This is a genomic window from Nitratireductor sp. (assembly GCF_017794765.1).
In the GTDB taxonomy this organism is placed as follows: domain Bacteria; phylum Pseudomonadota; class Alphaproteobacteria; order Rhizobiales; family Rhizobiaceae; genus Nitratireductor.
Genome location: NZ_CP051236.1, coordinates 3,403,113 through 3,428,643, shown reverse-complemented (window position 1 = coordinate 3,428,643; position 25,531 = coordinate 3,403,113). Strand labels below are relative to the sequence as shown.

General features: G+C 58.8%; 28 protein-coding genes and 1 pseudogene. 17 read left to right on the top strand and 12 right to left on the bottom strand.

Annotated elements, in window-relative coordinates:
* Positions 1-35: 35 nt before the first annotated feature.
* Genes HF949_RS16290 through HF949_RS16275 form a run of 4 tightly spaced genes read right to left on the bottom strand, consistent with a single transcriptional unit; the run spans position 36 to position 3,917 of the window.
* A complete protein-coding gene (locus HF949_RS16290; protein ID WP_292897008.1) occupies positions 36-677 on the bottom strand; it encodes a hypothetical protein in 642 nt (213 codons plus the stop codon).
* The gene (gene fliI, locus HF949_RS16285; protein WP_292897007.1) at positions 674-2,071 is read right to left on the bottom strand and encodes a flagellar protein export ATPase FliI; all 1,398 of its coding nucleotides are present in this window, start codon (positions 2,069-2,071) and stop codon (positions 674-676) included. Before fliI ends, HF949_RS16290 begins: the two co-directional genes overlap by 4 nt.
* A complete protein-coding gene (flgF, locus tag HF949_RS16280) occupies positions 2,068-2,784 on the bottom strand; it encodes a flagellar basal-body rod protein FlgF (protein WP_292897006.1) in 717 nt (238 codons plus the stop codon). The genes fliI and flgF overlap by 4 nt, the downstream gene beginning before the upstream one ends.
* A gap of 8 nt (positions 2,785-2,792) precedes the next feature.
* Complete coding sequence (locus HF949_RS16275) at positions 2,793-3,917, bottom strand: DUF1217 domain-containing protein (RefSeq protein ID WP_292897005.1); 1,125 nt, start codon at positions 3,915-3,917, stop codon at positions 2,793-2,795.
* 143 nt (positions 3,918-4,060) lie between these two features.
* Between HF949_RS16275 and motA the strand changes: the two genes are divergently transcribed.
* From motA to HF949_RS16245, 6 genes are all read left to right on the top strand, one after another.
* Positions 4,061-4,936, top strand: a complete 876-nt coding sequence (gene motA / locus HF949_RS16270; protein ID WP_292897004.1) for a flagellar motor stator protein MotA — start codon at positions 4,061-4,063, stop codon at positions 4,934-4,936.
* Between the two features lie 13 nt (positions 4,937-4,949).
* Entirely contained in the window at positions 4,950-5,906 is a 957-nt protein-coding gene (locus tag HF949_RS16265; protein ID WP_292897003.1) for a FliM/FliN family flagellar motor switch protein, read from the top strand.
* Between the two features lie 25 nt (positions 5,907-5,931).
* Complete coding sequence (gene fliN / locus HF949_RS16260; RefSeq protein WP_292897002.1) at positions 5,932-6,318, top strand: flagellar motor switch protein FliN; 387 nt, start codon at positions 5,932-5,934, stop codon at positions 6,316-6,318.
* A gap of 39 nt (positions 6,319-6,357) precedes the next feature.
* The gene (locus HF949_RS16255) at positions 6,358-7,368 is read left to right on the top strand and encodes a FliG C-terminal domain-containing protein (protein ID WP_292897001.1); all 1,011 of its coding nucleotides are present in this window, start codon (positions 6,358-6,360) and stop codon (positions 7,366-7,368) included.
* A gap of 82 nt (positions 7,369-7,450) precedes the next feature.
* Positions 7,451-8,521, top strand: coding sequence for a flagellar biosynthesis protein FlhB (gene flhB / locus HF949_RS16250; protein WP_292897000.1), 1,071 nt, complete (start codon positions 7,451-7,453; stop codon positions 8,519-8,521).
* Positions 8,522-8,537: 16 nt separating this feature from the next.
* Positions 8,538-8,978, top strand: coding sequence for a hypothetical protein (locus tag HF949_RS16245; RefSeq protein ID WP_292896999.1), 441 nt, complete (start codon positions 8,538-8,540; stop codon positions 8,976-8,978).
* A 45-nt stretch (positions 8,979-9,023) separates the two neighbouring features.
* On the opposite strand, the gene HF949_RS16240 is transcribed toward HF949_RS16245, so the two are convergent.
* The 3 genes from HF949_RS16240 to HF949_RS16230 form a co-directional block, all read right to left on the bottom strand.
* Positions 9,024-9,674, bottom strand: a complete 651-nt coding sequence (locus HF949_RS16240) for a helix-turn-helix domain-containing protein (protein WP_441338379.1) — start codon at positions 9,672-9,674, stop codon at positions 9,024-9,026.
* Between the two features lie 15 nt (positions 9,675-9,689).
* Positions 9,690-10,382 (bottom strand): response regulator transcription factor, encoded by a 693-nt coding sequence (locus HF949_RS16235; protein WP_292896997.1) that lies wholly within the window; start codon positions 10,380-10,382, stop codon positions 9,690-9,692.
* A gap of 252 nt (positions 10,383-10,634) precedes the next feature.
* Positions 10,635-10,985, bottom strand: coding sequence for a TOBE domain-containing protein (locus tag HF949_RS16230; RefSeq protein WP_292896996.1), 351 nt, complete (start codon positions 10,983-10,985; stop codon positions 10,635-10,637).
* An 86-nt stretch (positions 10,986-11,071) separates the two neighbouring features.
* Between HF949_RS16230 and HF949_RS16225 the strand changes: the two genes are divergently transcribed.
* A complete protein-coding gene (locus HF949_RS16225; RefSeq protein ID WP_292896995.1) occupies positions 11,072-11,194 on the top strand; it encodes a family 1 glycosylhydrolase in 123 nt (40 codons plus the stop codon).
* Positions 11,195-11,308: 114 nt separating this feature from the next.
* Here the strand turns inward: HF949_RS16225 and HF949_RS16220 are convergent, their stop codons facing one another.
* On the bottom strand, positions 11,309-12,091 hold the full coding sequence (locus HF949_RS16220; RefSeq protein ID WP_292896994.1) for an SDR family oxidoreductase: 783 nt from the start codon (positions 12,089-12,091) through the stop codon (positions 11,309-11,311).
* Positions 12,092-12,395: 304 nt separating this feature from the next.
* Between HF949_RS16220 and HF949_RS16215 the strand changes: the two genes are divergently transcribed.
* The 4 genes from HF949_RS16215 to HF949_RS16200 are packed head-to-tail and all read left to right on the top strand — an operon-like array spanning position 12,396 to position 17,178.
* Positions 12,396-13,997: a glucan biosynthesis protein gene (locus tag HF949_RS16215; protein ID WP_292896993.1), complete on the top strand. Its 1,602-nt coding sequence runs from the start codon at positions 12,396-12,398 to the stop codon at positions 13,995-13,997.
* Positions 13,981-14,136: a hypothetical protein gene (locus HF949_RS16210; protein WP_292896992.1), complete on the top strand. Its 156-nt coding sequence runs from the start codon at positions 13,981-13,983 to the stop codon at positions 14,134-14,136. The genes HF949_RS16215 and HF949_RS16210 overlap by 17 nt, the downstream gene beginning before the upstream one ends.
* 36 nt (positions 14,137-14,172) lie before the next feature.
* Positions 14,173-15,990 (top strand): glucans biosynthesis glucosyltransferase MdoH, encoded by a 1,818-nt coding sequence (gene mdoH / locus HF949_RS16205; protein WP_292900259.1) that lies wholly within the window; start codon positions 14,173-14,175, stop codon positions 15,988-15,990.
* Positions 15,991-15,999: 9 nt separating this feature from the next.
* Positions 16,000-17,178, top strand: a complete 1,179-nt coding sequence (locus HF949_RS16200) for an OpgC family protein (RefSeq protein WP_292896991.1) — start codon at positions 16,000-16,002, stop codon at positions 17,176-17,178.
* A 70-nt stretch (positions 17,179-17,248) separates the two neighbouring features.
* Here the strand turns inward: HF949_RS16200 and HF949_RS16195 are convergent, their stop codons facing one another.
* Positions 17,249-18,649 (bottom strand): FAD-binding oxidoreductase, encoded by a 1,401-nt coding sequence (locus tag HF949_RS16195; RefSeq protein WP_292896990.1) that lies wholly within the window; start codon positions 18,647-18,649, stop codon positions 17,249-17,251.
* Between the two features lie 389 nt (positions 18,650-19,038).
* Between HF949_RS16195 and HF949_RS16190 the strand changes: the two genes are divergently transcribed.
* The 4 genes from HF949_RS16190 to HF949_RS16175 are packed head-to-tail and all read left to right on the top strand — an operon-like array spanning position 19,039 to position 22,598.
* Entirely contained in the window at positions 19,039-19,590 is a 552-nt protein-coding gene (locus HF949_RS16190) for a hypothetical protein (RefSeq protein WP_292896989.1), read from the top strand.
* The gene (locus tag HF949_RS16185; RefSeq protein ID WP_292896988.1) at positions 19,587-20,918 is read left to right on the top strand and encodes a GAF domain-containing protein; all 1,332 of its coding nucleotides are present in this window, start codon (positions 19,587-19,589) and stop codon (positions 20,916-20,918) included. The genes HF949_RS16190 and HF949_RS16185 overlap by 4 nt, the downstream gene beginning before the upstream one ends.
* 50 nt (positions 20,919-20,968) lie before the next feature.
* Positions 20,969-21,871, top strand: a complete 903-nt coding sequence (locus HF949_RS16180; protein WP_292896986.1) for an ROK family protein — start codon at positions 20,969-20,971, stop codon at positions 21,869-21,871.
* On the top strand, positions 21,855-22,598 hold the full coding sequence (locus tag HF949_RS16175; protein ID WP_292896984.1) for a copper homeostasis protein CutC: 744 nt from the start codon (positions 21,855-21,857) through the stop codon (positions 22,596-22,598). Before HF949_RS16180 ends, HF949_RS16175 begins: the two co-directional genes overlap by 17 nt.
* An 18-nt stretch (positions 22,599-22,616) precedes the next feature.
* Here HF949_RS16175 and HF949_RS16170 read toward each other — a convergent pair whose 3' ends face one another.
* Entirely contained in the window at positions 22,617-22,787 is a 171-nt protein-coding gene (locus HF949_RS16170) for a hypothetical protein (protein WP_292896983.1), read from the bottom strand.
* Between the two features lie 63 nt (positions 22,788-22,850).
* On the opposite strand from HF949_RS16170, the pseudogene HF949_RS16165 reads away from it, so the two are divergent.
* Positions 22,851-23,365 (top strand): annotated as a pseudogene (locus tag HF949_RS16165) (ATP-binding cassette domain-containing protein); the annotation flags it as partial.
* A complete protein-coding gene (locus HF949_RS17630; RefSeq protein WP_366931312.1) occupies positions 23,366-23,566 on the top strand; it encodes a hypothetical protein in 201 nt (66 codons plus the stop codon).
* Here the strand turns inward: HF949_RS17630 and dgoD are convergent.
* Complete coding sequence (dgoD, locus tag HF949_RS16160) at positions 23,549-24,697, bottom strand: galactonate dehydratase (protein ID WP_292896981.1); 1,149 nt, start codon at positions 24,695-24,697, stop codon at positions 23,549-23,551. The two genes, HF949_RS17630 and dgoD, sit on opposite strands and share 18 nt — an antisense overlap.
* Positions 24,698-24,716: 19 nt before the next feature.
* On the bottom strand, positions 24,717-25,439 hold the full coding sequence (locus HF949_RS16155; RefSeq protein ID WP_441338414.1) for a FadR/GntR family transcriptional regulator: 723 nt from the start codon (positions 25,437-25,439) through the stop codon (positions 24,717-24,719).
* Positions 25,440-25,531 lie beyond the last annotated feature (92 nt).

Genomic DNA, 25,531 nt, shown 5'->3' with positions numbered 1-25,531 from the left:
GAATGGCACTTTATGCAGCCAGTCTTGTGCGGGCCTTACGTCCCGTCTTCTGCAGAAACCTTGACCACCAGCTCACGCGATGTGACCATTTCCCAGTTGCCGTCTTTCCAGACTATCCGAGAGACACGGCTGCCATCCGGCAGGCGAGAGCCACGCTGCACAAGCCAATACCCATCCTCGTCCTCGATCATGGCGCGTCCACCGGCCACATGCACTAGGCGAAAGCCCGGTTCATCTCCGGGGAAAGGCTGGTTCTCAAGCACTTCGGCGGGCGTGCGGCCAACCGTTCCGGTAGACGTGTAGTCGACCTCCGGCAAAGGAATGATTTGCGATGGGATGCGTGCACCGATCAAATCGGGAAGAGCCTCACGCGAAGGTCCCTGCGGGGAGGGACGCCCGGCAAAAGTCATGGGACGAACGCCGAAATGCTCCTGATTGAAGAATATGTACCAGGGAAACATGGCGCAGACAGCGGCCAACCCGATACCGCCGATCATGATCATCCAGTCGCTGCGGCTGCTGCTTGGCTTGTGGAGAGGCGCGATCGTTTTTAGCCGGCGAGGAAGAAATGCGGATTTTCGGGAAGGCGGGGGCGCCTCGGCTGCGGGCGCGTCGGTCGGGTTCGGTTCGGTCCGCCGCCCGTCCGGAAGTTCGAGACTGGCCAGTTTCAGCGTCATTGTACCGGTTCTCCGGCTTTCAGTTTCATCGCCAGATCCGTGAAAGGATCAGTCGAGCGCGGGTCGTTCGGCGATTGTGTGAGGGCATCGTAGATGAGTGGGATCTGGCGCACGGCCTGATCGAGATCTGCGTCGTTTCCGGGTTGATAGGCGCCAAGGAGGCGAATGTCGCGGGTGTCTTCGAAACGGGCGATCATCGCGCGCAATCGTGTCACCAACCGCTTCTCATCCGGCTTCCATGCGCGCTCGGCAAGGCGGGAAATGGAAGCCAGGGGATTGACGGGGGGGAAACGCCCCTGTTCGGCTATAGAACGGTCGAGGACCACGTGTCCGTCGAGAATGCCGCGCACCGCGTCGGCAACCGGGTCATTGTGATCGTCTCCATCGACAAGGACGGACAGGATTGCCGTGATGGAGCCGCGACCGGTTTCGCCGGGCCCGGCGCGTTCCAGCAGGCGCGGCAACTCGGTGAAAACCGAAGCGGGATAGCCTCGGGCTACAGGAGGTTCTCCGGCGCCGATAGCGACCTCGCGCAGAGCATGGGCGAAGCGCGTGATGGAATCGACGATGAGCAAAACCTTCTCACCGCGATCGCGAAAATATTCAGCGACGCTCATGGCTGTATCCGGTGCGCGGCGGCGCATCATGGCGCTTTCGTCACTGGTGGCGACCACAGCCACCGATTTAGTCATACCCCGTGGTCCGATTGTGTCCTCGAGGAATTCGCGGACCTCGCGCCCGCGTTCTCCCACCAGTGCGATGACCACCGTGTCGAACGCATCCGCGTTGGCGAGCATGGACAAAAGCGTCGATTTACCAACGCCGGAACCGGCAAACACACCGAGCCTTTGTCCGTGGCAAAGAGGAGTGAAGATGTCGATGACACGAACACCTGTGCGGAATGCTTCGGAAACCCGTTGCCGCTGCATTGCCGGTGGTGTGACCGGCGCGGCGCCGGTGGCGGAAGGCGCGCCGGCGGGGGCGGGCTTTCCATCGGCGGGTCGACCAAGTGCATCCACGACACGACCGCGCCATGACGGGGATGGCGCAAGACCGAGTTGACCACGATTGAAAACGGCTTCGCCCAGGCCCACGGCACCTGCCTCTTCGTAGGGCGCGACGAGCACACTACCCTGCGCGATACGGACGATTTCGCCGGCACCGGCAATTCCGCCCCTGCGGCTCTGTCGCGAGACGACATCACCGAGCCTCGCCGTTTCCGAAAGGCCGCGCACGCTGTAATGGGTCGGCGAAACCTCGCTGACGCGACCACCATGCCTGATGAGGAACCGCTGATCACCCGCTATTCGCCGATAAGCTTCTTCAAGTGCGGTAAGCACGGTCTCTCGAGGGGGAGCAGCAGAGATTGCAGGCTCTGTCACGACTTCACTCATGCGCCAAGAAGCTTGATGGCATCCTTGAGCGCGGTATCGCTATCGCTCATCAACGCCGAAACATGTTCAAAGGTGCGCTGCACCTCGATGAGGTTCATCATTTCGAGAACCGGATTGACATTGGCTTCTTCCACGAAGCCCTGGGCGACCCCAACATCAGGCTGGTCGATGACTGGCTGGACGTCATTGGCGATGAACCCCGAATTGCCGTAACGTGCGTAGTCCTGCGATGGAGCGAATGCGTAGAGACCAATGGCGCCGACCAACTGACCGTTCTGGCGAAGTGTGCCGTCTGCGCCTGCCTCGGGCGGACCGGCCAGGGGATCCAGCAGCAGCGGGGCACCACCGGCATCCAGGACCGGATGTCCGTCGATACTGACCAGCTCGCCGGTCTCGCGCATGGTGAAGCGACCATCCCGGGTGACGACCGTGCCGGCCGGTGTTTCGAGTGCGAACCAGGCGTCACCCTGGACCGCGAAATCAAAAGGGTTCTTCGTTTCACGCAGACCGCCCGCATGGGTGGCAATGTTGGGTGTGCCGGGGGCGGCAAACGAGACGGAATCCGGACCGTCGCCATTGACCATGTCGCGGAAATTCACCGAGGTGGCACGGAAGCCGACAGTGCCGGCATTCGCGACGTTGTCGGCCAGCGTTCCAAGACGTTTCTCGAGCGCCACCTGGGATGACAGGGCCACATAAAGTCCGGTCTGCATCGGGTCTCTTACCTCTTCAACTGCGCGATGGTGAAAAGCATGTCGGTGGAGATGCCGAACTCCGCCGGCTGGCTGAACAGAGCGGCGATGGAGGTCTGCTGAGAGCTGGTGGGGTTTTCGAGTTCCCACATGGTGGTAAAGCGCTTCAGGAAGTCCTCGAGTTTTTCGGGATCGCGGAAGTCCTCGATGTCGATACGCTCCTTGATCATCTCGACTTGCTTGTCGATGTCAGCCTGGGCAAGCGCGGCCGGGAAGCCAAGCGCTGTGCGGACCACCTCGGCGATGGCCTTGTCGGCCAGCAATTCATAATAGGAACGAAATTCGGGAGCCTTGCGCTGGAAGTAGAGTGCGAGCCGTACGCCCTCGTTTTCACGGCCCGCATCCTCTTCAAGTGTCTGACGCACATAACGCTCGACCGCCAGATTGTTGGCGATGTTGTAGGTCGTTGCATCCTCGCCGTAGCGTGCGAAATTGAACGCTTCCGCGAGTGCCCTGTAGCGCTTGTCTTCGGTCTGATTCGCCGGGCTTCCGGGATCGTCGATACCGCCTTCCAGGACCGAACGAAGGAATTTGACGTCGATCACCTCATCTGGGTCGAAGCCGTGCGCGAGCAACGCGAAAGACAGCATTTCCTGATCGTTCATCAGGTCATCGACGGATTTGATGTCAGGGATCTTTGCCAGATAATTGTTGATGCTGCCGATGAGGGCCGGATCACTGGGAGAGGCGCCGTTCTTGAGAGCACGCGTGAGATATTTGTCCACCGTTCCCTTTTGGGCGGGATTGTAATTGGTGGTGTCGACGCCGCCTGCCGCAAAATTATAGGTCCGGGCGAACTCGGCATAGCGCTTGTCGGTGAGCTTGTTTGCGAAGCTTTCAGGATCGCTGATGCCTTCTTCCAGCACCTTCACCATGAAGGCCTTGGCATAAGCCATGTCGTCGAGCCCGTGTGCCTTCATGGCGTATCGGAAAAGGCGATCGTCATTGACGAACTCCTCGATGGAAGTCACCCGGCCGATGTTCTCCTGGTAGTACTCAGTCTCCCGCTGCACCATGGGCTGCGACTGCACGCGCTCCAGCGAACGCGACAGATCGCGGTTGATGAGGTTGTAGCTCGTGAAGGTGTTGATCAAGGCGCGCCCTCCGCCATCTTCGGTTGCGCAACCCTAGTCCGCCTATCTTGCGCGAGGCTTTCGCGATCGCTTCAGATATTCAAGCCTCACGCAAGCCACGGCAGATACACAGGGGAAAAGGCCAAGAAAAGATGGCGGTATAGATGGGTATTCTAATCGGATTGGTGGTAACGCTCGGCTGCGTGATCGGCGGCTATATGGCGATGGGCGGACATGTGGATGTGCTCTTCCAGCCGTGGGAAGTCGTGATCATCTGCGGCGCGGCGTTCGGCACGTTTCTGGTTGCCAACCCGATGTCGACCGTCAAGGATGCGGGCAAGGCCTGCATTGAGGCTTTCAAGGGCGCGGTGCCGAAAGAAACCGAGTATCTTGAAACGCTCGGCGTTCTTCATAGCCTGATGCGGGAGTTGCGGACAAAGTCGCGCAGCGAGGTTGAGGCTCATATCGACAATCCGGAAGAATCCGCGATTTTTCAGACCTATCCCACGGTTCTGAAAAACAAGGACCTCACCAATTTCATCTGCGACTATTGCCGTATCATCATTATTGGCAATGCGCGTCCTTTCGAAATTGAGGCGCTGATGGATGAGGAAATCCAGACTATCCGACGCGACAAGCTCAAATCCTACAACGCGCTCGTGGCGGTGTCGGAGGGGCTTCCTGCACTTGGTATTGTGGCCGCCGTTCTCGGGGTGATCAAGGCCATGGGAGCGATCAATGAATCTCCGGAAATTCTAGGTGGTCTGGTCGGCGCGGCACTGGTGGGTACCTTCCTTGGCATCTTCATGTCCTATGCCGTAGTCGGTCCGATTGCGACCAAGATCAAGATTGTTCGGGAAAAGAAGAACCGGCTTTACGTGATCGTGAAGCAGACTTTACTCGCATATATGAACGGCTCGCTGCCGCAGGTGGCACTGGAGTTCGGCCGCAAGACCATTTCGGCATATGACCGACCGAGCATTGATGCGGTCGAGCAGAGCACCATGAACACCGGTGGCGGTGAGAAACAGGCAGCATGATGCAGCAGGATCAATGGAGTTACAGCCGATCATGGCGTTGACGGATGACCCTGAACTGATGCGCGCGCTCGTCGTGGAGCGGCTGGTGGGTGCCACCGGCGATCCGCGAAAGGTGGTTGAGGCGGCGCGGTCATGTGCGACCCGCGCGTTGCCGCGTGTCATGGAAAGTCTGGAAGAAAAGCTGCCGACGCCGATCACGGTAGATCTGGTGGATGTTGAAATCGTGCGGCTTGCCGAACTTAAGCCCCAGCCGGATTGTTGCGATGCGCTTGTGGTCGTTCCTGGCGATGCATCCGGTGATGCACTTACCATGCGGCTCGATCCCACAGCGATCTCCCTTATTGTCGGAGCCATGTTCGGAGGCAATCCTGAATTGCCGGCGGTTGCCCTCGAACGCCCGCCCTCGGCCATCGAACGGGATGTTGTAGCCCACGCTTTCGACATTTTCGCAAGGGCCCTGAACGGGAAGGGCGCCCGTTCGCTCGGATTGCGCTTGCAAATGCCGACTGTACTGGCCGGAGCTGATTTTCGGCGCTTCGTCGTGCGGGACGGCCCGGGGGTCCGCATCAGATTTGCGATTGGCGGGGAAGAGCAGGGTGGTTTTCTTACCGCCTGGATGCCGCAGCGTCTTCTGCTGGAGGTTCGCGATCCCGAAGTAGAAGACAATCGCCAGCAAAGCGCCAAGGCAGCCGACTGGCACAACCGGTTTAGCGATGAGGTCATGCGGTCGAATGTGCGCCTCAAGGCAACCATTCCGCTGATGCGCATGGCGCTTGGTCAACTCGCGTCGCTTCACGAAGGTCAGGTGATCGAATTTGGCGATGGGGCTCAACCCGAAGCGAGGCTCGCGGTGCGTGACAAGACAGTTTTCACCTGTGATTTCGGAAAAGCCGGACATCACTACACGGTGCGGATCAAACAGCCCTTTGACGCCCGCAAGGATGTCGTCGAGGGCCTTCTGGCACAATAATGTGCCGGAAAGGCGGTGAAGGAGAATGACGATGACGAATGCCGAGCCGGAGCCGCAGGAACACGGCGAGGAAGAGCTCAATAAGGCGATTGAGGAACTGAAGGACGTGCTGCACGAGGAGAATCCCGGCGGGGGTGCACGGGTCGATTCCTTCTCGGGAAATCCTGACCTGGTGATGAGCATTCCAGTTGAGGTCCAGATTGTTCTCGGCAGCGCCGAGATGCCTGTCTCGCAACTCATGGCTCTTAAAAAGGGATCGACAGTGTCGCTCAATCGGCGCGTGGGCGAGCCGGTCGAGATCGTCGTGAATGGCAGGCGTATCGCACGGGGTGAGATCACACTGGTTGATGATGATCCGTCTCGTTTCGGGGTGAAGCTCACGGAAATTGCCGGCAAGGCGTCTGTTGAATAAAGCGTATAACGAATAGCGGATAGGAAGGTCGGTTCGATCATGACGGAAGCTCTGGCTCTGACACAGGCGCAGAAGGCGGCCACCATTCTCGTGGCGATGGGCAAGCCTTCGGCGGGTCGACTTCTGAAGTTTTTCAAGCAGGACGAACTCAAGGCGCTCATGGAAGGAGCACGCCTGCTGCGAACCATCCCGCAGGCAGAGCTGGAGAAAGTCGTCAGCGAATTCGAAAGCGAATTCACTGAAGGCGCCGGGCTTCTCGATTCGGCTGACAGCATTGATACGATTCTCAACGAGACCCTCTCCGAAGAAGAAATGAACCTTCTCATGGGGCGCAATGCGCCAGCGGCCAGCGAGGCCGAAGAGGTCTGGGCCGAACTTGAGAAGCTCCCTGCCGAGGAATTGATTGAACTCATCTCTGCTGAGCATCCGCAGGTGATCGCTGCCATTCTGGGCGGCATCGCTCCGTCCATCGCTGCTAAAGTTCTGGTGAGCCTGGACAAAAACCTGCGGACCTCGGTCATCAGCCGGATGGCGGCGACGGGCGAAATGCCGGCTCAGGCGAAGAAACTTATCGAGAACCGCATGAGCGACCTTCTGCGCAATATGCGTGCCGGCAAGGACTCTGCCGTCGGTCTGGCGCGCGTGGCGTCGCTCCTCAATGAACTCGACAAGGACCAGGCCGACGAGGTCATTCACGAGCTGGAGCTGACTGGCACCAGCGATGTGAAAGCGATCCGCTCTCAGCTTTTCAGCTTCGAGGAAATCGTGCTGCTCGATCAGAAAGCCCGTGTCGCACTGTTCGACGGCCTGTCGAGCGAACTGGTGACGCTGGCGCTCCGCAATGCCTCCGAGGCCATTGTGGAAGCCGTGTTGTCGGCCCTTGGACAGCGCACGCGTCGCATGATCGAGGCCGAACTCAGCACCGGCTCGGAGGACGTGCCTGAGGCTGATATCCTGCAAGCTCGCAGGCGCATCTCCGCAAGTGCGGTCCAACTGGCACAACAGGGCAATTTTGTCCTGCCCAGCATGCAGCAGCAGGAAGCCGCCTGACGCATTCACCAAGGACAAAAGCCGGTTCGCTTCCTGACGATACCGGATCACCGTATCTGCAATCGCTTGAGCGAAGGTCCTGATGGCGGAAGGTGCCGACAAGGAAAGCAAGACCGAAGAGGCAACGGAAAAGAAAATCCGTGACTCCGTCGACAAAGGTCAGTTGCCCTTCTCCAAGGAAGTGCCGGTTTTTGCGTCCTTTCTCGCCATTCTGACTTTCACCATCTTCTTCGCACAGGACAGTGCGATGCGGCTTGGCAGCTTCCTCTCCATTTTTCTTGAGCGGGCGGACGGCTGGTCGCTGGAAACGCGCTCTGATGCGATGGCGATTTATCAGCTGGTATTCATGGAGATCGCGAAGGTCGTGGGTACCGTGATGCTGCTGCTAGTGACGGCGGGTGTCGCGGCTTCAGTGTTTCAGAACACGCCGCGCTTTGTCCTTGACCGCGTCAAACCAAAGCTCTCGCGCATTTCTCTCAAGGAAGGCTGGAGCCGGATTTTTGGCGTCAAGGGTTTTGTGGAGTTCGCAAAATCCCTGGGCAAGATCATCGTTGCAGGCGGCTTTCTTGTTCTGGCGATGCGTGAGGCAGAGACGCGATTGCTCGCCGGCATGATCACCAATCCGGTCGAATTCTCCTCGGTCATTCGCGACATCGCCGTTCAGAGTCTCGTAGTGGTGACGCTTGTGGTGGCAGTTATTGCGGTCGCCGATCTTTTCTGGACACGCCACCAATGGCGTGTCGATCTGCGCATGACCAAGCAGGAGGTCAAGGACGAGCACAAGCAGACCGAGGGCGATCCGATCGTCAAGGCGCGTCTGCGTTCGCTTGCACGCGACCGGGCTCGCCAGCGCATGATGTCTGCGGTGCCCCAAGCCACACTGGTCATAGCCAATCCAACCCACTTTGCGATTGCGCTGCGGTATCGTCGTGACGAGGATGCAGCGCCCGTGGTGGTGGCGAAGGGGCAGGACCTCATAGCCCTTCGCATCAGGGAAATTGCAACCGAGCACGGCATTCCGGTCTTCGAAGAGCCGGTTCTCGCACGCTCCATGTACAAACAAGTTTCGGTTGATAGTTTGATTCCGTCACAGTTTTACAAGGCTGTCGCGGAGTTGATCCGTCGCATCTACAGAACCGGTGAAAGACCGTAGTCAGCAGGGATACACTATGGATAAGCAGCCGCATTCGCCTGCTCGCGAAATCATCGTTGCCAACGCCATACGCGCGGTAGCGAACGAGTTGCGTCTTATCGACGTGGCCGACTATATCGCGTTCATTCGGCTTGAGAGCCTGGCGAGCGTCGCTGATATCGTCGAATCCGCTGCAGAACTCTATTTCATGCCGGGCACGTTGCGCCTGGGGCATGGCTGCGACGCGCATGTGACATGGAGCGGAAGCCCGCGCATCTCGCTCGATCTGGAATTGCGCCCGCAGGGCGCGACAGTCTATTTCACGCTGGAGCTCAGCGCTGACAATGCCGGTGTGGAGGTCAATTACGTGGCCTTCGATAACCCGTCCGAGGATCCCGAGGTGAACTCGCGGTATCTTGCGGAGGCATTGCAGGCTTCGCGTATCGTGCGCAGCGAGAGACCACTCATCAACGGGTGATCAGGAACTGGCAGTCTGATATCGCGGCAGGAGAGACGTTTTCGGTCAGTCGATCAATCCCTTGCGAAGTGCCTTGGCAACTGCGTGAACGCGATTGACGGCGTTGAGCTTTTGCGTCGTGTTCGCCAGATATTGATTGGCAGTGTGCACCGAAAGCCCCAGGCGCCTGGCGATTTCCTCGCTGGTCAATCCGTTGGCGGTTAGCTTCAGACACTGAAGCTCCCGCTTCGAAATGGCCGGACTTGCGCTTTCAGCGGGATGCGGGTCCCGCTCAATGAACTGTGTGAACAGCGCATGACACTGGCTATGGAGATCAAACAAAAGATCCCGTTCCAGACGGATGTCCTGGCCGAGAATAAAAATCGCGCCATGATTTCGCTGGTCTGTTGCGAGCGGCAAAATCAGACCACACCCCTCGTCAAGCGGCAGGGTTTCTTCCCAGTGCATGCCGGAAGAATCGTCAGGCATGGCAATGCCCCAGAACAGGGGATGGAAGGTCTCGGAGAGTTTGTCGGCAAAACGTTTGGGTAATCGCTTTGCAAACTCGGCACTTTCGACGCTGTGCCCGGGGGCATGTTCAGCCAGACAGGGGGTCAACCTGGGTTTCGACACGCCCTGGACCAGGTAAAGATGAAACCGGTCAGCGCCGATGCTTTCGGTGAGCTCCTGCAGCTCGACTGCGATGTCCGAAAGCATCCCTGTCATACCGTTCTATATAAGTCCGTTGCGAATGGCCGTTGCAATCGCCATAGCGCGGTTTTTCGCCGCCAGCTTATGGATCGCGTGGGCGACGTAACTGTTTACTGTGTTCGATGACACGTTGATGATGAGGGATACCTCATCGGCAGTTTTTCCTTCAGAAACCCAATAGAGACATTCCCGCTCCCGCTCCGAGAGCGGCTCGCCCACCGGGTTTGCTTTTGACTTGTAGCCAGAGAGAAGATGACACAGTCCCATCTGCAATCGGCGTAGCTCGGCGAGGTCGAGCGTATCTGTCTGACTGGTGGATATCAGTGCGATGTAACGCTTCTTGCCTGACGGGAGTTTGAGAAGAAATATCTCTTGTTGCTCGTGTAGCGAAAGGTTCGCCACTTCATCGCAGGCCAGGAGCGCAGATAGGGCAACCGGATGCCATCCGCGCGGCATCGCACCGGGAAAGGTGGAAATGGAACTCTCGACAAGGCGGGTGATCGCGGTCAGCCCGACATCTTCGATCGTGTCGAAAGTCCAGTTGGAAACGAGAATGCTTGCCATGCCAGTTGCGCTGTCTGGCGCGGCTTCCGCAATCAGGTAGGAGATCGGTTCGCCAGACTGGCAATAGCCGCGCGCAAGGTTGGACAGATCGCGCCGCGACACGGCTTTGGATAGCCTTGCAGTGCGTTTCTCGCGTATCTCAGTCGCCATTCAATGTCACCGCAAATCCGCACCTTCAAAGATCGGTGCCAAGCGTTTCGCGGATACGCAATACGAGGCCCGCTAAATGCTCGATCCATACAAATCTGATGGTGAAAGGGCCGGGAAGTTCAGACCGGTCATTCCATTTCGAGCAGCACAAGAGGGAGATCCAGAATGGAAGTCTGGAAGCCCCAGTAACCTCTTTATGGTTAGGTAAGCTTTCGATTCGGGTCAAGAAATCCTGCGTGCAGTTCAAACGTTTCAAATATGAAGGAACGAGCGCCCCTTTTCGGTGAAAAGACGCATCTTTTCAGGGGGCGCGGTGATGCTCACTCGATCGCCTTTGGCGTAATTCTGGACACCACCCACCTTCACGACGACTGCGTCATCCACATCTTTCACATGAAGGTAAAGATTAGTGACCTCGCCGAAGCGTTCAACGAAGTGCACGTCTCCTTCGAAAAGGAAGTCTTCGCTGTGGGCGATTCGCATGTCTTCGGGGCGTTCACCGAAATGGCACTGCGTGCCTGAGAGCGATTTTTTTGGGGGGGGGATGGGAACCATGGTATCCCGTCCACCAAGGCTGACGATGGTATTGTTGCCGGTACTCATTCTTGACGCGGGCGGGCTGGATGTGAACTACCGCCGGGCCTTCCACCGCGCCACGAAGTTCCTCCCCGATCTGGGCCAACGGGCGAGTGGATGCTGCTGCCCGCATTGTTTTCCTCAACCGACATATCGGTGCAGTACGCAGGACCCTGAGCGCAGGCGTTCCCCTGAAGGGCTACATCGTCTGGTCACTTCTGGACAATTCCGAGTAAGCGCTCGGCTATGAAAACGCTTTGGTCTCGTGCACGTCGATTTCAAAACATTTGAGCGCACGCCCAAGGCATTATGGCATGCGCTTGGGCGTGCATTGAGGAGGTGAATCTCACCTAGACCGAACGCGTCGCGCCGCCGTCGATGCGGACCTTGGTGCCGGTGACATAAGACGCGCGTTCGGAAGCAAGGAAAACCGCCATGTTGGCGAATTCCTCCGGATCGCCGTAACGTCCCATAGGAATGGACTCGGCGGCTGCAGCGGACACTTCCTCCAGCGGTTTGCCGGAACGATTGGCCGCCGCTGTGTCGAGTTCGACGACGCGCTGGGTGTGAATACGTCCGGGCATCAGGATGTTGACCGTAACACCGTCACGCGCAACTTCTGTCGCCAGCGTTTTCGACCAGCCGACAATTGCCGAACGAATGCCGTTCGACAGGGCCAGAATGGGGATGGGCTGCTCGACGCCAGACGAGGTCACGGTGAGGATGCGGCCCCATTTGCGCTGACGCATTGCTGGCAGGAGCCGCCCGGTCAGATGAAAGATGTTGGCGGCCATGGTCTCGAAATTCGAGATCCAGTCGCCGCGTTTTGCGTCGACCGCGCTAGCAGGAGGAGGGCCGCCCGTGTTGTTCACAAGAATGTCGACGCCCCCTTCGGCCAGAAGCCTGTCGGCCAGGTCGTCGATCGCGGCATGGTCTGAAAGATCCAGTTCATAGGCCTGGACAGTGCCTGCGCTTGCCGGCAATTCCTTTGCCCAGGCTTCGATCTTGTCCTTGCTGCGTGCGGCGGCGACCACGGTCGCTCCTTCCTTTGCCAGCCCCTGGGCTATGGCAGCGCCGAGGCCGCGGCTTGCGCCGAGCACGAGGGCGCGCTTGTTTTTCAGTCCTAGATCCATCGGCAGATTTCCCGGATTGATGCACCGCCAACAGCTTCTTATCTGGTTTGGCCATGACGGTTTGTGGTGGGTTCGCTCACGTTGGGTGAGGTGGTGTGATTGGGCACGATTCAGAACAGGATTGCAAGTCTTGAGGGGAAGCTGTACAGCGATCCGCCGCTCTGCGCTGTGCCTTCAAATCTTGGTAACGGTCAGTCTTCGAATGTTATGTCCAGTGCCGAAACAAAACCGCAATTAATGCGTTGAAAGCGCGTGGCTTGTGCCGCGGCTTCACCCTGAGTTTTCTTGCATACGAGCTCCATATATGGACCGACGATCCTTCCTTGTTTCCTGCCTGTCAGCGTCGCTGTTGGGTACCTCCAGCCTGACGGCTCTTGCAACCCAGGCGCGCGCCGAAGATCCTGCGCCGCACGGCATTGATGAGAAAGGAAAGGCACAGGCCTTTTCTTTTGACACTCTTACGGAGGCGATGAAGAGCAAGGCTTCCGCGCCATTCTCAAAAGCTGAGTTCAAGTTACCGGAGCAGATAGCCGGGTTGACCTATGATGAGCATCGGGCGATTCGCTTCCGGCCCGATCATGCCCTGTGGCAGGGGGAAGCCCCTTTCGAACTCCAGGCCTTCCATATGGGATGGCTTTTCAAGGAGCCCGTGCGCCTCTATGCGGTGGACGGGAACATGGCCGAGCCGATCCTCTTCACCGGTCGCGACTTCGAGTATCGCAAGCCGCTCGATCCATCCCTGTTCGAGGATCTCGTGATGGAGGGGGAGGCAGGCTTCCGGCTTCACTATCCTCTCAATGCTCCTGATGTGATGGATGAGCTGGTCTCATTCCTCGGTGCAAGCTATTTCCGCGCACTGGGACGGGACACGCTTTACGGGTTGTCAGCGCGTGGCCTTGCCATCGACACGGCCACCGCCAATGGGGAAGAGTTCCCGCGGTTCACCGATTTCTATATCGAGAAGCCAAATCGACGCAGCAAGGAAGTGGTGGTCTATGCGGCGCTCGACAGCGAAAGTGTGACCGGCGCCTATCGCTTCGTGATAACGCCTGGGCGAAACACCGTCATGACGGTGACCGCACGTCTCTTCGCCCGCAAGGATATTGGTCGCCTCGGCGTTGCGCCAATGACATCCATGTTCCTCTTTGCCGAGAACAATGACAGCGCGTTCGATGACTATCGCGGGCAGGTCCATGACAGCGATGGTCTGAAGATCGTTCGCAAGGACGGTGACGAGCTGTGGCGCAATTTGAACAATCCCTCCCAGCTCGCAACGTCCTTCTTTTCCGAAGATAGCCCGCAGGCTTTTGGTCTGTATCAACGCGATCGTGATTTCGCGCATTTCCAGGATGCCGGCGCTCACTACGAACGCAGGCCGTCACTGCTCGTTGAGCCGCTGGAGGCCTGGGGGCGTGGCAACATTACTCTGGTGGAGATCCCCACCGACCTGGAAGTCAATGACAACATTGTCGCGTTCTGGGTGCCCGAAAGGGACGTGAAGGCGGGCGATGCCCTTGAGTTCAATTACCGTTTGACGTGGGGTGCCATCGACGAGCCGACCAACCGGTTCGCCAGAGTGATGGCGCTCCGCAGTGGAGAGGGGGGTGTCTCGGGTGTCAAGAATGAGGAAGGGTTACGAAAGTTCGTCGTGGATTTCGATGGCGAAGTTCTGCGGAACCTTCCGGGCGATTCAAACATTGAAGCAGTCGTAAACGTCAGCCGGGGTGAGATTGCCCATTCCGCGGTTTCCCGCATCGAAAGCAATGGCATGTGGCGTCTGGTGATTGACCTGAAGCCGAACGGTGCGGGGCCCGTCGAAATGAGCGGGCACCTGAAGCTCGACGACAAACGCCTTTCCGAAATCTGGAGTTATCAGTGGAGAGAAACAGATGATGCACGTTCGTGAGACGGACAGCCAGCCGATGATGCCTCTCCGTCACACTCTGCCGGTGGCGCCCATGGCCATGCCCGAGCAGGTGCTTGAACGCCGGCGCGCCCGCCCGGCGCTATTCTCCATTCTGCTCAAACGATTGGCCTGGAAGTGAGCCCGGGCACGCATGTGACCGTCGGAAGGGGCGGTCATTGAACGCCGCGAGAGTGTGATGGTCAGCGTAAGACGCGTATTGTCGATCCTTTTCTGCCTGCTTATGGCGGGGCTCGTCGCTTCGCTTGCAGTCGGATATTTTTCGGCCGATGGGATCCAATGGATCGACGCCATCCGGATCGTGCTCCTGGCCGCCAGCACCGCCTGGCTAGCATGGGGCGCAGCCTATGCGTTCAACGGCTTGTTGAGCCCTCCCTTTCCGGAGAAACAGGAACCTTTCGAACTCGCTCCGACAGAGGCGCGTACAGCGGTTCTTGTCCCTGTTTACAATGAAGATCCGGTCAAGACCTTTTCCCATGTAGCCGCGATGATCGGCAGCCTCCACACGCTGGGTGCCGCCGGTCGATTTGATTTCGCGATCCTATCCGACACGAACGATGAGCGCGTTGCGGCGGAGGAAGAGCGCTGGTTCCAGCGTCTGCAGGCGGAGTGTGGAGCGCATACGGCGATCTATTATCGCCGGCGGGAGAAGAATACCGGCAAGAAGGCTGGAAACATTGCCGATTTTATCAGGACGTCCGGTGCTCTCTACGACTATATGATCGTTCTCGACGCCGACAGTCTGATGGAAGGCGCGACCATGGCCGAGATGGTGCGGCGTATGGATTGCGAGCCCAGGCTGGGTTTGCTTCAGACGCTTCCCAAGATCGTCCACGCACGCTCGTTCTTTGGTCGTGCGATGCAATTTTCTACCAGCTATTACTCCCCGATCTATACGCGTGGTCTAGCCTCATTGCAGGGTGAGGCCGGCCCGTTCTGGGGACACAACGCCATTATCCGTACGCGGGCTTTCGCTCAAAGCTGCGGGCTGCCGGAACTGTCTGGGACGCCCCCGTTCGGTGGGCATATTCTCAGCCATGACTATGTGGAAGCGGCGCTCTTGACCCGCAATGGGTGGATCGTTCGCGTCGATCCGGATCTTTCCGGTTCCTATGAGGAGGGGCCCGACAATGTGGTGGACTTTGCCAAGCGGGACCGTCGCTGGTGCCAGGGCAATCTTCAGCACGCTCGGGTGATGGTGGCTCCCGGCCTGAAGCCGTGGAGCCGGTTCGTCTTTGTCCAGAACATCATGGCCTATGTCGCATCACCGCTATGGGCATTGTTCATCATGGCCTCGATCGCGGCACCGTTGCTGAAGGGTGTGCCGGACTATTTCCCCGAACCGGGTCTGTTTCCCGTTTTTCCGCGGGTCGAACAGGGGCTTGCCCTGACCCTGCTCGTCGGCGTTTTCGGGCTGTTGATCGGGCCGAAACTACTGATCGTTCTGCGTGGAGCCTTGAGTGGCGTGAATGAGCGTTTCGGCGGTACTGGCGGGGCGCTTCTCAACACATTGACGGAGATACTATCAACCAGTCTGCTCGCGCCGATCATGCTTATGTATCAGTGCCGTGCGGTGATGGAGGTTTTTCTCGGCATGGATGGCGGCTGGCCCGCTACCGACCGGGAAGCAGGGTCTGTCAGCCTTTCTGAAGCCTGGTCTGCCAGTTGGTGGATCAGCGCCACGGGCCTCGTGACACTGGGGCTCGCTTTCCAGTTCGCCCCGGAATATGTGGGATGGCTGCTTCTTGTGGCCGGCCCCCAGGTGTTTGCACCGTTTCTCATCCATATCAGCTCGTGGAGTGCAATCGACGCTGGGGAGGGGGGGCTGTTCCAGACGGAAGACGATCGTGAACGGTCGCCGGTGGTCCTGCGTCAGGAAGCCATTCTCTCGTATTGGCGAGGCGCTGCAGAGCCTGCGCCCGCAAGCCCGCCGGTGGCAGAACCGGCGCTTGAGCCCGCTGACGCGGAGCAGTGAGGCTGCCCCATGAACGCCCCCTTCATCCCCGCAAGCGTTGGCCGTGACCAGCGCCTGGACGTGTTTCGTGGTCTCGCCCTGATCACGATCTTCATCAACCATGTGCCGGGAAATCTTTATGAGAATTTGACTTCCCGCAATTTCGGCTTTTCGGACGCAGCCGAGGCTTTTGTTCTCATGTCCGGTATTGCCGTGGGGCTCGCCTATTCGCGCGGCTTTCGCGAGGGAGCATTCCTTTCGTCCTGCATGAAGGTCTGGCGGCGCGCGGGGCTGCTCTACGTCACGCACATCGTGTCGTCACTTCTGGCCATTGCGCTGGTTGCCGGTGGAGCGCTGTATTTCGGCGTGTTCGAGATGCTCGGCCGGATCAATTTCGGACCGCTTCTCACAAAACCATTGCAGACCATGGTCGGCGTGCCACTTCTGGGCCATCAGCTTGGCTACTTCAATATCCTCCCGCTCTACGCCGTGCTTCTGCTTGCTTCGCCGTTTTACATCATGATCGGTCTGCGCAGCCCGCTCGCGTTAATCGGAGCTGCAGTTGTTGTCTGGCTACTTGCAGGCACCTTTCGCCTGAATTTGCCAAACTACCCGAATCCGGGGGGCTGGTTCTTCAATCCGGTAGCCTGGCAACTGATCTACGCTGTGGGAATTGCGGGCGGCCTGTGCATGCTTGAGGGAAGAAAGCTCGTACCTTATCGCGCGTGGCTGTTCTGGCTATGCGTCGCGTTTCTGGCATTCTCCTGCATCTGGGTGTTGCTCAAGGCGGGTGCGCTGCCAGGGCGCAAGTTTCTGCCATTCTTCATTGCGGGCTTTGACAAGACCTTTCTGGCGTTGCCGCGGCTTCTGCATGCCCTTGCGCTTGCTTATGTCCTGACCAACGTTGCCTGGGTGATCAAGGCCTTTCAATGGCCGGTTTTCCGGCCGATCGAGCTGATGGGCAGGAACGGTCTCGCCGTTTTCGCTTCAGGGTCGGTTTTGGCGATTGTGCTGCAGATCCTGCGATTGCGCTTTGAAACCGGTTTCGTTTCTGACGCCGTGTTGCTGACTGTCGGGATTGGCCTGCAATACGCGGTCGCCCTTTTCCTATCCAGGCAGAAGGCGGAACGAAAGGAAGCGCGACGCGCAGCAGAACGCAAATTCATGCCAAGCCCGCCCGAGAAAGAGCGTCTCCGCGAGGGCGCTTGACCAAAAAGCGAGAAAAACTCCGGCGCCGGAGGAGGGCCCCGACGCCGGATACGATTGATCCGTCCTGATTTTAAACAGCGGGCGGAATATTCTGATTGAGCCGGAAGATATTGTCCGGGTCATATCGGTGTTTGATTTGCCGCAGGCGGTTCCAGGTTGCCTCGGGATATGCTTGGCGGATGCGCTGCGCACCCTCGTCGGCGAGGAAGTTCACATATGCGCCGAGGTCGTTTTCGGCCAGTTCCTTCAGACACCGAGAGACCCATTCTTCATTTCGCGCCAGTGTCTCTGGACTATCGATGGCCAGAAACACCGTCATGATCTTTCTTTGCCGATGCGCGAAAGCGGTTGCTTCCGGCGCGACGCGGGCTGCAGCTCCACCCAGCACCCTGACCTGGATCATACGCAGAGGGGCGTCGTTGCCTTCAATCAGCTCAAGCATCTTCTCCGCCTGCGCCTTTGTGACCCCGTCCATGAAGGTGGTGCGTATGGAGACCGACTGATGGAGGATCGGGTCGTCGGGCATGTACATCGAGCTGTAGGGGGCTGGGCCCACAAGATCTGCTATCGGCTTCGCCAGCGCTCTGAAGGGAGCGAGCGCCTTCTCAGCCTGATCGGCCGGTCCCGCGAAGGCCATCATCCCCATGAGAACCGTTTTTCCAACCATTTCGGGCGGCAAAAAGGGCATGGGAGGTGCCGGCATCACCATCGCAATCGTTGAAAGTTCATCAGGGGCTGCCTCCGCTGCTGCTACGAAACCGGTCAGTGTCTCGGGCGTTACGGGCAGAATGAGCGGTCCGCCAGTGAAGTCGGGAAGTGGATGAAGTCGGTATTTGAAGCGTGTCACGACACCGAAATTGCCGCCGCCGCCTCTGAGGGCCCAGAACAGGTCAGGATGATTGTCGGCGTCAGCAATCAGGACTTCACCTGCGGCTGTAACCACCTCGAAGGCAAGGACGGAATCGATTGTCAGGCCGTGCTTGCGGACCATGTATCCTATGCCGCCACCGAGCGTGAGCCCACCAATGCCGACCGTGGCCGCGTCCCCAAAACCAACGATAAGCTTGCGCTTTTCGACCTCGGCAGTAACCTCGCCAGCCGTGAGCCCGGCGCCAGCCCAGACCCAGCTTTGATCCTGTGCGAATTCAAGCGCGTTCAGGTCGCGCAGATCGATCACGATGCCGCCGGAACAGGAGCCATGGCCGCATGTGGAGTGTCCCCCGCTTCGAACCGCTATTTCGATGCCCTGTTCCCGGGCAAAGCGTAGGGTGAGCGCCACATCGTGTACGTCGGCCACCCGCATGATCAATGCGGGTTGGTGGTCCCAGTTGTTGTTCGCGAGTATCCGAGCCTGCTCATATTCAGCATCCGAAGGTCGGATGGGCTTGCCCTTAACCTGCGTCAGAAGCGGCTTCAGGCGAAGCCCTGCCGCGTCGGATAAATCCGTTTCTGGACGAATGAGATAATTCATCTTGCTTATCCTGGTTGAACTATTTCGGTGTCCCATGCGGGAGAGACGCACCGTCTTTGGCCGCTACTCCGCACACAACAGCTTGGAACCAGCGCTCAGACATTCGGGGGCGGTGGTCAGGGAAGGGTTCAGACCCGTTCCCGTATCGGCGTATCCCCGCGCCAAGTTTTGGCGTCCGTCTTCGCGCTTCTTCCTTGCGGTTGCTTCGGGTTGATCGCTGCTGACGTTGCCATGAACGCGGCAGCGAATGACCAGTCGAATAGTTCACCGGGATTTCCGGAGCCTGCTAAATCTAGCTGCAAGAGATCATAAAAAAATGCTAAATAGCCTTCATGCGCGTCGGGATGGGCCTGCATCCCTCAAGCGATCCAGGGAAAGCGAAACCAGACATGCCGCGCGCCCAGCGCCCTCATTCTCCTGAAGCCGAGTTGGAGGCGCTCAGCGCCTGCAAGGACGATCTTGGTTCGGGCAGCGTTCTGACGGCTGAACTTGCTGAGTTCTGTCAGAGCGGTGTCAGTGTGATTATCGCGGTCGGGGGCAGGGGCAATGTTCCACTGAGCGGTCAGGGTTGCGCGTGTCGTGTCCTGGAAGACGGGCGCATGCGCATCCTCCTGTTGCGCAGAAGCAGTCATGCGCTACTTGCCGCAGCGGATCGGGGCGCTCCGGTCGCTGTCACCTTCAGTCAACCGCTTACCCATCGATCCATCCAGATCAAGGGGATCAACGCTGCCACTGGTGAACCCTCATTGAGCGACAGGCAGGCTGCGGTGGAGCAGTTGGCTGGACTCGAGCAGGAACTTCGCGATGTGGATTATGCCCGCAGCTTCACCGAAGCGTATTGTGCGGTCGACGTGGGCGATCTCGTCGCGCTCGATTTTGATCCAGTTGCCGCGTTTGTGCAGACCCCGGGACCGGGGGCTGGGGCGGAACTGCGCAAATGATGACACTTAGGCTTCCCGAGATACGCAACGCGCTTGAGGGCATCGTTCCTTCGATACTTGCCACGGCTGACGTTGACGGTATCCCCAATGTATCTTTGATTTCACATGTGCAGTATGTCGATCCCGATCACGTTGCACTGTCCTATCAGTTCTTCAACAAGACCCGCCGCAATCTGCTCGCGACCAGACTGGCTTCCGTCACTGTTGTCGACCCGGATACGAATGCGCAGTATCGCCTCACGCTGGAATATCTGGAAACGCAGACGAGCGGTCCACTGTTTGAGATCATGCGTGCCAAGCTTGCAGGAATTGCCTCGCATAGCGGCATGCAGGATGTTTTCCGTCTGCTTGGTTCCGATGTTTTTCGTGTGCGTGAGATAGAGCCGGTCGCAAGCGAGGTGATGGCCCGGCCCACGAAGCGCAATGCACTGGCGGCCGCACGGCGTAGCTGCGAGCAGTTTTCACGAGCCTCTGAGATGGGGGAATTGTTCGATACGCTGCTCGCCTGTCTGCAGCAGCATTTCGGGATCGAGCACGCCATGGTGTTGATGCTCGACCAGATCTCCAACCGCCTCTACACGGTCAGTTCGCGTGGCTATCCCTTCTCCGGCATCGGTTCCGAAGTTGGCCTCGGGGATGGCGTGATCGGGGTCGCAGCCGCACAGCGCGTTCCCATTCGCATTGGGCATATGACGTCGCAATATACCTATCGCGCTGCCGTTCTGGACAGTGCCAGGGCGGCCGGGCTGGAGTGGGCATGTGCCAATGCCATCGCCTTCCCGGGTCTTGAGGCACCGCAGAGCCAGATTGCCGTTCCCATTCTGTGTGAAGACCAGACGATGGGGGTGCTGTTTGCCGAAAGCACAGAGCCCAACCAGTTTGGCTATGACGAAGAGGATGCGCTGACCCTGATTGCGGAGCTTGTGTCTGCGCGGGTTGCGCTATTGCAGAAAGACGAGACTGCCGAGCGCGCGCAGCCGGCTCTTCCAGGAAGTGATGCCGGTGGCAAGGCCATTCGGCTCCGTCATTACAGGATCGACAATTCGGTCTTTGTCGACGATGTCTACATCATTCGTGGCGTGGCGGGTGCTATCCTCTGGAAGCTTGCGCGGGAACATGCGCAGAGTGGGCGTGTCGCGTTCACCAATCGGGAACTCCGTCTCGATCCAGCGCTGAGATTGCCCGACTACATCGACAATCTGGAGGCGCGGCTGTTGTTGCTTCAACGACGTTTGAGCGAGCGCGGAGCAGGTATCGTCATCGACAAATGTGGTCGTGGCCGCTTTCGGTTCCTTGTCGAGGGCAAACTCTCTCTGGAGGAGACCTGAGAAGGAAATGGCCTGCTCCACCGAAGTTCGGCCAACACGAAAGGGCTGATATGACATGCTGTTTTGACATCGGCGGCTCCAAAACCGTTGTTGCCGACATGGGCGAGAACGAAAAGCCTGTCATCCGCCACCGGCAGGTCACACCTGCGGACGATTATGGCGCGTTTCTTGAAACAGTGAAGGCGATGGCGGGAGAGGCCAGCACGCCCGTTGGCATCTCGATCGCGGCGGTGATCGATCCGCATACCGGATTGGCGCGCAGTGCCAATATTCCCTGCATTACGGGCCGCAATCTCGCCGGGGATCTTGGTGAAACTCTGGAGCGTCCTGTTTATGTCATGAACGATGCGAACGCATTTGCGTTTGCCGAGGCCAAGGCGGGGGTAGGTGTGGGGCACCGGCATGTTCTTGCGGCGATTGTTGGCACCGGTATTGGTGGTGCAGTCATTATCGACGGGAAAGTGATGACCGGTGCCACGGGCAATGCTGGAGAGTGGGGGCATGGGCCGGCCAGTGCGATGCGGACCGGAACTCTGCTGCCTGCTATTGAATGCGGGTGCGGGCAGACGGGGTGTGTCGATACGCTTGGCGCCGCGCGCGGCATCGAACGACTGCACGAGCACCTTCATGGTCTTGAGAGTGATAGCTACGAAATTCTTGCGCAATGGCACGGTGGAGGAGAACAGGCGACGCGGACCGTCGACGTGTTTCTGGACATTGTCGGTGGAGCACTGGCCAACATGGTCAATATGATCGACCCTTCCATCGTACCGGTCAGTGGTGGCTTGGCACAGGACGAACTGCTCCTGGAGGCACTCGATGCCGAGGTGCGTCAGCGCTGCCTCATAGAACGCAGGGACCGATTGCTCGTCCCTGTACGGGGTGGAGTTGAGAGCGCACTGATCGGGGCTGCGATCTTTGCAAGGGAGGCACACGATGCGGGCAACCCTTGAGGTCTGTGTCGACACTCTGGAGGGAGTGGAAGCGTGTGTCGAGGGTGAGGTCGACCGTATTGAGTTGTGTTCGGCATTGCCGCTTGGCGGGCTCACACCCTCTCATGGCTTGATGCGGGCGGCAGCCAAATGCGGTGTGCCCGCCTACGCGATGATCCGGCCACGTCAGGGTGATTTCTGCTTCAATGCGCGGGAGATCACTCTGATGCAGGATGATATTGCGGCCGCTCGGGAAGCAGGGCTCGCAGGCGTTGTGCTTGGAGTGGCGACTGTCGAGGGTGTGCTCGACAAGGATGCTCTTGAAATGTTGAGCGAAACAAGTGCGGGCATGGGGCGCACGCTCCACCGTGTCATCGACACGGTGGAGGATCGGCTGGCGGCAATCGACCTTGCTGTTCTGCTCGGCTTTGAAAGAATTTTGTCGTCCGGCGGCGCTCCGACGGTTCTGGAGGGGCAGAATGCGCTCGCAGCCATGCGCGCCCATGCGGGCGATCGCATCGAGATCATGGCAGGTTCGGGCCTGAAGCCGGAAAATCTGGGCGAGATTGCGCGTGCCACCGGTATTCGGTCGTTTCATGCCTCCTGCAGCGTGTCAGTCGGGGTTGATCATGAGATCGTTGGCTTCGGCTTTTCCTCCAGTGCGGCGCGGCAAACGTCCGCGCGGAAAATTCGCGACATGAAAGACGTGTTGAAACGTCTTGACCTCGCCGATCAGACGAGGAACTGAGATCTGGCGTTGGGAGAATTATTTGCCATCCGTGTCCTGCCAGTCTTTTGGCAGGTTCGGTTCCTGAACAAGTGGTGCCAGTAGAACCTTGTCATGGATCGGGCCATGGCGTTTGCGCTGTTCGGGGTCTTCCTTGAAGGAAAGCGCATACTGGCCGATCTGGTGGAAATAGGTGAGGCGGGCCCGCACGGATGCTTGGGCTCTGCGCGTGCTTCGCAACGCATTCGGACCGCGCGCCAAGGAGCTTTCAGCATGAGCAACACGCCCGGCGAAAATCGGGCACGCTTTGGCGTGCCGGAGAACTCCATCGTGTTCGCCCGCGGTGTGCGCAAATCTCACGGCCAGCTTGAAGTTCTCAAGGGCGTGGACTTCGATGTGCCAACCGGCTCGGTTGCCTGCATCATTGGGCCATCGGGCTCCGGAAAGAGCACGTTTCTGCGCTGCATCAACCATCTGGAAAAGCTCACCGGTGGGATCCTTCTCGTCGATGGCGCTTTCGTGGGGTACGACCTGCGCGGTGACCGTCTCTATGAGGTGAAGGACGACGAACTCTGCCAGCGGCGAGCTGAGATCGGCATGTTGTTCCAGTCGTTCAACCTGTTCTCTCATATGACGGTGATGGAGAACCTCATTGAAGCGCCCATCCATGTGCGTCGTTTGACTGTCGTCCAGGTGAAAGCCGAGGCTCCGGAACTGCTGGCTCGCGTGGGCTTTCCGACAAGATCGACCGGTATGCGCGAGAATTGTCGGGCGGTCAGCAGCAGCGGGTGGCTATCGCCCGCGCCATGGTGATGAAACCCAAGGTGCTTCTCTTTGACGAACCGACCCCTGCGCTTGATCCGGAGCTCGTGGGGGAGGTGCTTCAGGTAATGCGTGACCTGGCCGAAGCCGGCATGACCATGGTCGTGGTTGCCCATGAGATCGGTTTTGCCGGTGAAATCGGCGCCCGGTTACCATTCGGCAATTGATCCGTCCTCGTGGCGCCACACCGGTGCGCGCCAGCGGTGCCCGATCTCCGCCTGCTTTCGCACAAATTCCTCGTTCACCCGAATGCCGAGACCGGGTCCCCTGGGGATTTTCAGAAAGCCGTCCTCCAGTTCAAAACCATGACCCGGCTCGAGATAGTCGGCCATGTCCTGGGTGGCATTGTAATGGATGCCAAGGCTCTGTTCCTGGATGAAGGCGTTGTGACAGACGGCATCCACCTGCAGACAGGCGGCCAGCGCGATCGGTCCCAGCGGGCAATGCGGTGCAAGGGCCACATCGTAGGCTTCGGCCCAGTGTGCGATGCGCAGCATTTCGGAGATCCCGCCGACATGTGCGGTGTCCGGGTTGATTACGCTTGCTGCCCGCTGTTCGAACACCGGCTTGAAGTCGAAGCGCGAATGCAGCCGCTCGCCGATGCACAGAGGGATGGATGTCTGACGGGAGAGATCGGCCAGCGTGCCGATATGAGCGGAATCGACCGCGTCTTCGATGAATATCGGTCTGAGATGCTCGATTTCCTTCAGCAACTGCTTCGACATCGGGGCGTGAACTCGGCCGTGGAAATCGAAAGCGAGGTCCATCTCGGTCCCGACGGCAGAACGCAGATCCGACAATTGCTGGACGACGCCATCGAGCTTCTTGTAGCTGTCGATGATCTGCATTTCCGCGCAGGCGTTGAATTTGCAGGCATCGAACCCCCGCTTCATCAGGTCTTTCGCGCCAGCAACGAGATCCGAAGGACGGTCGCCGCCGATCCAGCAATAGCTTCGGATCTTGTCGCGGACGGCACCGCCCAGGAGGTCGTGAACGGGAGCGTTGTAATATTGCCCCTTGATGTCCCAGAGCGCCATGTCGATGCCTGACAGGGCGCTCATCAGCACCGGCCCGCCACGATAGCATCCGTTCCGGTAGAGCATGTGCCAGATGTCTTCGATCCGCATGGGATCGGCACCGATGAGAAAGTCGGAGAACTCTTCGATCTTGGCTGCGAGCGTTGCCGCGTGACCTTCCAGAACGGGTTCGCCCCAGCCGGAAATCCCTTCATCGGTTTCAATCTTGAGAAAAAGCCAACGCGGCGGAACAAGGAAAGTGGTGAGTTTGGTTATCTTCATGAAAACGTGTCTTTTTGCGTTATGATTTGACAGACCGGGCGGCACTCACATCGTGCTTGGCCTTGGCAATAAGCGCGAGGGCGAGCTTGCGTGCGCCTTCGCTGTCGCGCAATCGTAGCGCCTCGACCAGCGCCCCATGTTGCCCGATCGATTCTTCGAGATTCTCGGCCGAATGCGCCGATGTCGACAGCATGAAGTTCAAGGCCGGATCCATAAGAGCGCCGAACTGCTGGAAAATGCGGTTGTGGCTGGCTTTCAGAAGGAGCTCATGAAAGACAGTGTCAGCGGCGATAAAGGCCTCTATATCGTTGCCGGCTTTCGCCATCGCCTGCCACGCCGCTTCGATATCGGCGATTTCCTGCATCGTGGCCCGCCGCGCGGCCAGTTCTGCCGCCATCGGCTCAATCGCGCCGCGCGCTTCCAGGATACAGTCGACCAGCCCCATCCTGTCGAGGTTGGGGCCAATCCAATCAAGGACCTGGTTGTCAAGAATGTTCCATTCGTCCTGCGGACACACGATGGTCCCGATGCGAGGGCGGCTTACAACCAGACCCTTGGCCTGAAGGATTTTCAGTGCTTCCCGGATGACCGTGCGGCTGACGCCGTAATCTTCGCAAAGGTCGTTCTCCCTCGGCAAATTGGAGCCTTCCGCGAACTTTCCCGAAAATATGTCCTGGGCGAGACACTGCGCCACCGACAGGCGGACCCGTGGACGGATCGACTTGCCCGCCGGAGCATCCATGGTTGAAACGGTCACTGTCCTGTTGCCTCCACATTCTCTTTCCCGCTGGCTTTCCGGGAAAGCTGCGAGAGGGGTTCTTGTCGGCAGTCATG

Bases quoted from the DNA above. Each gene is read 5' to 3' on its own strand.
- HF949_RS16245 (WP_292896999.1), top strand. From the start codon at position 8,538: ATGGATAAGCAGCCGCATTCGCCTGCTCGCGAAATCATCGTTGCCAAC.
- fliN (WP_292897002.1), top strand. From the start codon at position 5,932: ATGACGATGACGAATGCCGAGCCGGAGCCGCAGGAACACGGCGAGGAA.
- HF949_RS16290 (WP_292897008.1), bottom strand. From the start codon at position 677: ATGACGCTGAAACTGGCCAGTCTCGAACTTCCGGACGGGCGGCGGACC.
- HF949_RS16195 (WP_292896990.1), bottom strand. From the start codon at position 18,649: ATGAATTATCTCATTCGTCCAGAAACGGATTTATCCGACGCGGCAGGG.
- HF949_RS16220 (WP_292896994.1), bottom strand. From the start codon at position 12,091: ATGGATCTAGGACTGAAAAACAAGCGCGCCCTCGTGCTCGGCGCAAGC.
- fliI (WP_292897007.1), bottom strand. From the start codon at position 2,071: ATGAGTGAAGTCGTGACAGAGCCTGCAATCTCTGCTGCTCCCCCTCGA.
- HF949_RS16230 (WP_292896996.1), bottom strand. From the start codon at position 10,985: ATGAGTACCGGCAACAATACCATCGTCAGCCTTGGTGGACGGGATACC.
- HF949_RS16185 (WP_292896988.1), top strand. From the start codon at position 19,587: ATGATGACACTTAGGCTTCCCGAGATACGCAACGCGCTTGAGGGCATC.
- motA (WP_292897004.1), top strand. From the start codon at position 4,061: ATGGGTATTCTAATCGGATTGGTGGTAACGCTCGGCTGCGTGATCGGC.
- HF949_RS16255 (WP_292897001.1), top strand. From the start codon at position 6,358: ATGACGGAAGCTCTGGCTCTGACACAGGCGCAGAAGGCGGCCACCATT.
- HF949_RS16210 (WP_292896992.1), top strand. From the start codon at position 13,981: ATGATGCACGTTCGTGAGACGGACAGCCAGCCGATGATGCCTCTCCGT.
- flgF (WP_292897006.1), bottom strand. From the start codon at position 2,784: ATGCAGACCGGACTTTATGTGGCCCTGTCATCCCAGGTGGCGCTCGAG.
- HF949_RS16180 (WP_292896986.1), top strand. From the start codon at position 20,969: ATGACATGCTGTTTTGACATCGGCGGCTCCAAAACCGTTGTTGCCGAC.
- HF949_RS16240 (WP_441338379.1), bottom strand. From the start codon at position 9,674: ATGCTTTCGGACATCGCAGTCGAGCTGCAGGAGCTCACCGAAAGCATC.
- dgoD (WP_292896981.1), bottom strand. From the start codon at position 24,697: ATGAAGATAACCAAACTCACCACTTTCCTTGTTCCGCCGCGTTGGCTT.
- HF949_RS16235 (WP_292896997.1), bottom strand. From the start codon at position 10,382: ATGGCGACTGAGATACGCGAGAAACGCACTGCAAGGCTATCCAAAGCC.
- HF949_RS16215 (WP_292896993.1), top strand. From the start codon at position 12,396: ATGGACCGACGATCCTTCCTTGTTTCCTGCCTGTCAGCGTCGCTGTTG.
- HF949_RS16265 (WP_292897003.1), top strand. From the start codon at position 4,950: ATGGAGTTACAGCCGATCATGGCGTTGACGGATGACCCTGAACTGATG.
- flhB (WP_292897000.1), top strand. From the start codon at position 7,451: ATGGCGGAAGGTGCCGACAAGGAAAGCAAGACCGAAGAGGCAACGGAA.
- HF949_RS16190 (WP_292896989.1), top strand. From the start codon at position 19,039: ATGCCGCGCGCCCAGCGCCCTCATTCTCCTGAAGCCGAGTTGGAGGCG.
- HF949_RS16200 (WP_292896991.1), top strand. From the start codon at position 16,000: ATGAACGCCCCCTTCATCCCCGCAAGCGTTGGCCGTGACCAGCGCCTG.
- HF949_RS16175 (WP_292896984.1), top strand. From the start codon at position 21,855: ATGCGGGCAACCCTTGAGGTCTGTGTCGACACTCTGGAGGGAGTGGAA.
- HF949_RS16155 (WP_441338414.1), bottom strand. From the start codon at position 25,439: ATGGATGCTCCGGCGGGCAAGTCGATCCGTCCACGGGTCCGCCTGTCG.